The organism is Gammaproteobacteria bacterium, assembly GCA_013001575.1.
Classification (GTDB): Bacteria; Pseudomonadota; Gammaproteobacteria; order Steroidobacterales; family JABDMI01; genus JABDMI01.
The window spans coordinates 1-5106 of the sequence record JABDMI010000074.1 but is presented as its reverse complement, the minus strand read 5'-3'; the positions used below and the strand labels follow the sequence as shown (position 1 = coordinate 5106).

Sequence of the window (5106 nt, the reverse complement as noted above, 5' to 3'; positions counted from 1 at the left end):
AGTTGTTTGAGGCGACTGTCGTAGGGCAGAACCAGTTTGGTACCAATGCCTAAAAAGCTTGTATTCCAGACCGCAAGCAATCCGAGCACAGTGGCAATATTCTGTGCGTCCGGGGCTTCCAGAAAGTGTGTGTCCATGCTTTCAGCGCCAGCCAGGAGTTCCCGAAAGCCTGCCATCCCGAAACGCAAGGCGATGGGCAAACCAATCGCCGACCACAAAGAATATCGACCACCAACCCAGTCCCAGAGCAAGAGTTGTTTGTCGCGTGGAATACCAAAGTCATCCATGCGCACAGGATTGGCCGATACGCCCAAAGTGTGATGTTGCAGTCCCTTTTCTGTGGAGCCCAGGTGTTTGGCAAACCATGCCAGGAGTGTGTTGGCATTCAACAAGGTGTCTTTAGTGCCAAATGACTTGGAGCAAACGGCCATCAAAGTGGTTTCGGCATCAAGGCTTTCCAGTAAGGGCATTAACTGCAAGCCGTCCATGGCGGAAACAAAATGAATGCGTAAATGATTGGATTCATCCGTTTTATATTCATGCAGTGCGGACAACACAAATTCAGGCCCAAGATTGGAACCACCGACACCAAGATACACCAGATCAGTAAATGCCTTGCCACTTGCTCCTTTGAGCTCACCATTAAGAATGGCGTCGGACATTTGTTCAACTTTGTCCAGTTCATGCTGAACGGCGGCATAAACCTCGTCCGGAACCAGGTTATGATTTTTCCTGGAGGTGCGTAATGCGGTATGCAGGGCAGGACGTTCTTCGGTCGGATTTACTATCGCACCACTGAACAGATCTTTTTTCTTTTGTGCCAGGTTAGAGTCTCGTGCCAGATCGAGTAAGGCGTTCATTACTGACTCATTGAAAAACTGTTTTTTATAATCCAGAGTCAATCCGGAGTCTTGTATTGTTGTAGCAATGTCTGGACCCTGCTTAAGTTGTTCCTTGATCGACGTGGAGTGTATTTCTCTAGCCAGCGCTGCACAGCGCTCCCAGGCATCTGAATGATTAGGCATGATTTTCTCGGATTGATTCTATGGTGATTGCTTTCTGCATTTTGGCTAGGCATTATAACCATATATTGAATAAGCGCCTCACGCACTGGACCAGGACATGAACAAAATAATCGGCTTGTTTCTACTTTTAGTTAGTACCCCGGTTTTTGCAGATATCAAGGATTTTTCTGACGGCCCCTTAATTGCAGACTATGGCAAGAATGCAGCACTTGAAAGTGATATCGATCTTGATTCCCAACAGAAATTTTATGTGGCTTTTGATGTGGGTAAACCAGGCGACAGTGATTCGGTGAATCGTGGCTTTGACACATTGGCGCGATTTCTGAACATGCATGTGCGTGCCGGAGTCAAAGCTGAAAATATCCACTTGGCCCTAGTCGTACACGGCAAAGCTGCAAACGACCTGTTGCACGATAAAGCCTACGCCGCGAAATTTAATGCCCAAAATCCCAATACAGACTTGTTGCATGAACTCCTGAAAAACCAGGTCAATATTTATCTCTGCGGTCAAACCGCGGCGTATTACAACATCAAAAAAACGGATCTGCATCAGGGTATTCAAATGGCTCTTTCGGCCATGACCGCCCATGCACTTTTGCAACAAAAAGGGTATACCCTGAATCCATTTTAAAGCTCTGTAACGAATTCGAAACAGATTATTTACATTTAAAACAGTGAGTTACAAAATCCCTGCTAAATGATTGTCAATATTTCACATAAGCGTTTCGCATTCAATACACTTTTAGGCATTTTTTGAGTAAATTAAAACTGAAACCCTTCATTTTAATTTTTTAATTCAACAAAAACAGTGACTTATTTTTTCTGGCATATGAATTGCATATATACAAGTACTTAAGCAAAACCTCCCTATAGTTTGCTTAGAGTATTTGAAGTGATTTGTGCTCTGCGGACGACGCCTATAGTCCGCACTTTTGATGCAATCCCTATAATGCATCAAATGAATTTGGAGGGTCGCAAGACCCTCTTTTTTTTGCCTGTTAGCTTTTCCCGATTCCGACTTGCCCGAAGCAACTATGCTGGGTAGAGTGATGCCTGGAACATTTACGAGCTTACACAATGCCCAAACCTTTTCAAATGCTGGACGTGTTCAGTCAAGATCCATTTTGTGGAAACCCCTTGGCCGCGGTTTTTGACGCCGATGAGTTATCCACCGACGAGATGCAACACCTAACGCGTTGGTTCAATTTATCGGAAACAGTTTTTTTTCAAAAGCCCTCTCATCCGGAGGCCGACTACAAAGTCCGGATTTTCACTCTTAATCGCGAGCTCCCGTTTGCCGGACACCCGACGCTGGGCAGTTGCCAGGCCTGGTTAACTGCGGGTGGCAAACCCAAACGTGATGCCGTTGTGGTGCAAGAATGTGGTGCTGGCTTGATACACATTCAGCAAACCGATGATCGTCTGGCTTTTGCGGCACCGGACATGTTACGCAGCGGTGCTGTCAGTGACGATGAGCTGGACAAGATCTGCAATATACTGGGCATTGGACGCAAGGACATCAAAGCCTCGAACTGGATTGATAACGGACCAGGCTGGGTTGGGTTATTACTTGAGTCGGCTGAAAAAGTGTTGAGCATCAAAGCCAATGCCACACCCGACGATATATTTGACATCGGCATCATCGGGCCTTACCCAAAGGGCAGTGAATGTGATTTCGAATTACGGGCATTATTCAGTGTGCCCGATGATGGTTTACGTGAAGACCCGGTTACCGGAAGTTTGAATGCCTCCATGGCGCAATGGTTAATGGGAACTGGTCACGCACCGGACACGTATGTCGCCAGTCAGGGCACATTGTTACAGCGCAAAGGCCGTATATATCTGGAACGCGACAAATCCGGGCAAGTGTGGGTGGGCGGTCACAGCACCGTAAGAGTCAAAGGTGAAATAGAATTGGCTGATTTATAACTTCAAATCTTCAACGCGCTGTTGCAAGCATTCCGTGATCTTGCCGATCAGCGGCAAACGGTAGAAGTTCCTTCGCCAGGTCAGGTATACCGTGCGCCTGGGTTTGGGTTTGGGCATGATGCGTAGATCCAGACCCGTGCGTTGATGCGCTTCTCTTAAGGCCAGTTGTGGCAATAAAGTGACCCCGGCTCCGGCCACCACCATCTGGCGTAAGGTTTCCAGACTGGTGGCCTTGTAGTCATCACTGGCGGCGATGCCTTTACTCGTGCACACATCCAGCGCCTGATCTCGTAAACAATGCCCTTCTGACAAAAGCAACATTTTGGCATGCTCCAGATCCGCACTGCGTAAATTGCGCTTACCTTTCAAAGCATGACCCTTTGCCATAACTAATACAAAATCCTCACTGAACAATGGCACTTGCACAAAATGTTTATGTGATTCTCTGGTTGCCAACAACCCGATATCAGTGTCGCCATCACGCAAGGCCTGGAGCAGGTTCTCAGTCTGGTATTCGTACAAACGCCACTCGAGTTTAGGCAACTCCTGTTTCAGATTTTCCATGACCAGCGGGAAAAAATACGGGGCAATGGTTGGTATAGCGGCCATTTTAAATTGGCCGGCGAACGGGTCTTTATGATAGTTGGCGTAATCGTTGATCTCGTCCACCTTGTGCATAATGCTTTTTGCCATGGACCTGACATCCACCCCGGCCGGGGTCAGAGTGACCGAGCGGTTGTCTCGCTCGAACAGCACAATCTCGAGTTCTTGTTCAAGCTTTTTAATACCGGCACTTAAGGTTGGCTGGCTAACAAAGCATTTTTCCGCCGCCTGACCGAAATGCCCGGTTTCGGCAACTGCCAGTAAATATTCCAATTCTCGGAGTTTCATTGCATAGTCCCATTAATAGATATTTTCTATTATATCAATATAAACAATCAATTTTACTGATTATTGATTTCACCCCATAATGCCTGCAAGTTCAAATTAGTAAACAAACCAACTGGAGAAAACTATGTTAGGCATTGGTCAAAAATTCCCGCAATACAAACTCACCGGCGTTGTCTCGAATAATCTTGAAGCCGCCTTTAAAGACTTTGATAACACCGCCTCAAACGGCAACTGGAAAGTGATCTTCTTCTGGCCAAAAGATTTCACGTTTGTGTGCCCGACCGAGATTCAGGCATTCGGTAAACTCAACGAAGATTTCAAAGATCGCGATACCGAATTGTATGGCGTGAGCACTGACTCGGAGTTCGTACATTTGGCCTGGCGTCAAACTAAAGATGAATTAAAGGACCTGCCCTTCCCCATGCTGTCCGACATCAAGCGCGAGCTAAGTACCGAACTTGGCATTCTGGACGCAGAGGAAGGTGTGGCCCAGCGTGCAACCTATATCGTTGACCCACAAGGCATAATCCGATTTGTCTACGTTACCGACCTGAATGTAGGTCGCAGCCCTGAAGAAGTCATTCGAGTACTCGATGCTTTACAAACCGACGAACTCTGTCCGTGCAACTGGACGCCGGGTGACGACGTGCTTAAAGCCGCGTAGTCACATACATCGACCAGAAACCTGCCGTGGTTCGGCCACGGCAGTCTTTTAAATTCGAACAGGAAAAGCCATGAATATCGATGCAATAAAAAACCAGATACCCGATTACGCAAAAGACCTGCGGGTTAATTTCAAGAATATCTTTTCTTCTAACACATCGGCACACCTTAGTGAAGAGCAAATCTACGCGACTGCCCTAGCCACCGCCATTGCCTCCGGAAATGCCCGGTTTGCACGCGATATAGAAAACCTGTGCAAACAACATATTTCTGATGCGGTAATTCAAGCGGCTAAATCAGCCAGCGCCATTATGGCGATGAATAATGTGTATTACCGCTTTTTGCATTTGAGCGGTAATCCCGGGTATCAAAAGCTACCGGCCAAATTGCGCATGCAAGTCATTGCCAAGCCCGGCGTCTCCAAAACTGACTTCGAATTGTACTCGCTCGCGGTTTCCGCGGTACATGGTTGTGGTTTGTGTATCGACAGTCATGAGAAAATATTGATCGACAATGGCGTGAGCGAGGAAAGCATCCAGGACGCCGTGCGCATTGCAGCCGTGATGCATGCGGTAGCCAGAACGCTTGATTTTGAAGT

Annotated in this window: 6 protein-coding genes; 4 read left to right on the top strand and 2 right to left on the bottom strand. The window is 47.1% G+C overall.

Going from position 1 to position 5106, the window contains the following annotated elements:
- Positions 1–1025 (bottom strand): glucose-6-phosphate isomerase (locus tag HKN88_06730; protein ID NNC97752.1); only part of this gene is annotated, 1025 nt, incomplete at its 3' end.
- A 97-nt stretch (positions 1026–1122) separates the two neighbouring features.
- On the opposite strand from HKN88_06730, the gene HKN88_06725 reads away from it, so the two are divergent.
- Together HKN88_06725 and HKN88_06720 are read left to right on the top strand one after the other, a co-directional pair.
- Positions 1123–1656 carry a DsrE family protein gene (locus HKN88_06725; GenBank protein NNC97751.1) on the top strand — a complete coding sequence of 178 codons (534 nt, stop codon included), beginning with the start codon at positions 1123–1125 and terminating at the stop codon, positions 1654–1656.
- Positions 1657–2120: 464 nt separating this feature from the next.
- A complete protein-coding gene (locus HKN88_06720; GenBank protein ID NNC97750.1) occupies positions 2121–2954 on the top strand; it encodes a PhzF family phenazine biosynthesis protein in 834 nt (277 codons plus the stop codon).
- On the opposite strand, the gene HKN88_06715 is transcribed toward HKN88_06720, so the two are convergent.
- Positions 2949–3845 carry a LysR family transcriptional regulator gene (locus tag HKN88_06715; GenBank protein NNC97749.1) on the bottom strand — a complete coding sequence of 299 codons (897 nt, stop codon included), beginning with the start codon at positions 3843–3845 and terminating at the stop codon, positions 2949–2951. The genes HKN88_06720 and HKN88_06715 overlap by 6 nt on opposite strands.
- A 124-nt stretch (positions 3846–3969) precedes the next feature.
- Here HKN88_06715 and HKN88_06710 point away from each other — a divergent pair, with 124 nt between their 5' ends.
- The gene (locus HKN88_06710) at positions 3970–4509 is read left to right on the top strand and encodes a peroxiredoxin (GenBank protein ID NNC97748.1); all 540 of its coding nucleotides are present in this window, start codon (positions 3970–3972) and stop codon (positions 4507–4509) included.
- A gap of 70 nt (positions 4510–4579) precedes the next feature.
- A partial coding sequence (locus tag HKN88_06705; protein ID NNC97747.1) for an alkyl hydroperoxide reductase occupies positions 4580–5106 on the top strand: 527 nt, incomplete at its 3' end.

Bases quoted from the DNA above. Each gene is read 5' to 3' on its own strand.
- HKN88_06725 (NNC97751.1), top strand. From the start codon at position 1,123: ATGAACAAAATAATCGGCTTGTTTCTACTTTTAGTTAGTACCCCGGTT.
- HKN88_06720 (NNC97750.1), top strand. From the start codon at position 2,121: ATGCTGGACGTGTTCAGTCAAGATCCATTTTGTGGAAACCCCTTGGCC.
- HKN88_06715 (NNC97749.1), bottom strand. From the start codon at position 3,845: ATGAAACTCCGAGAATTGGAATATTTACTGGCAGTTGCCGAAACCGGG.
- HKN88_06710 (NNC97748.1), top strand. From the start codon at position 3,970: ATGTTAGGCATTGGTCAAAAATTCCCGCAATACAAACTCACCGGCGTT.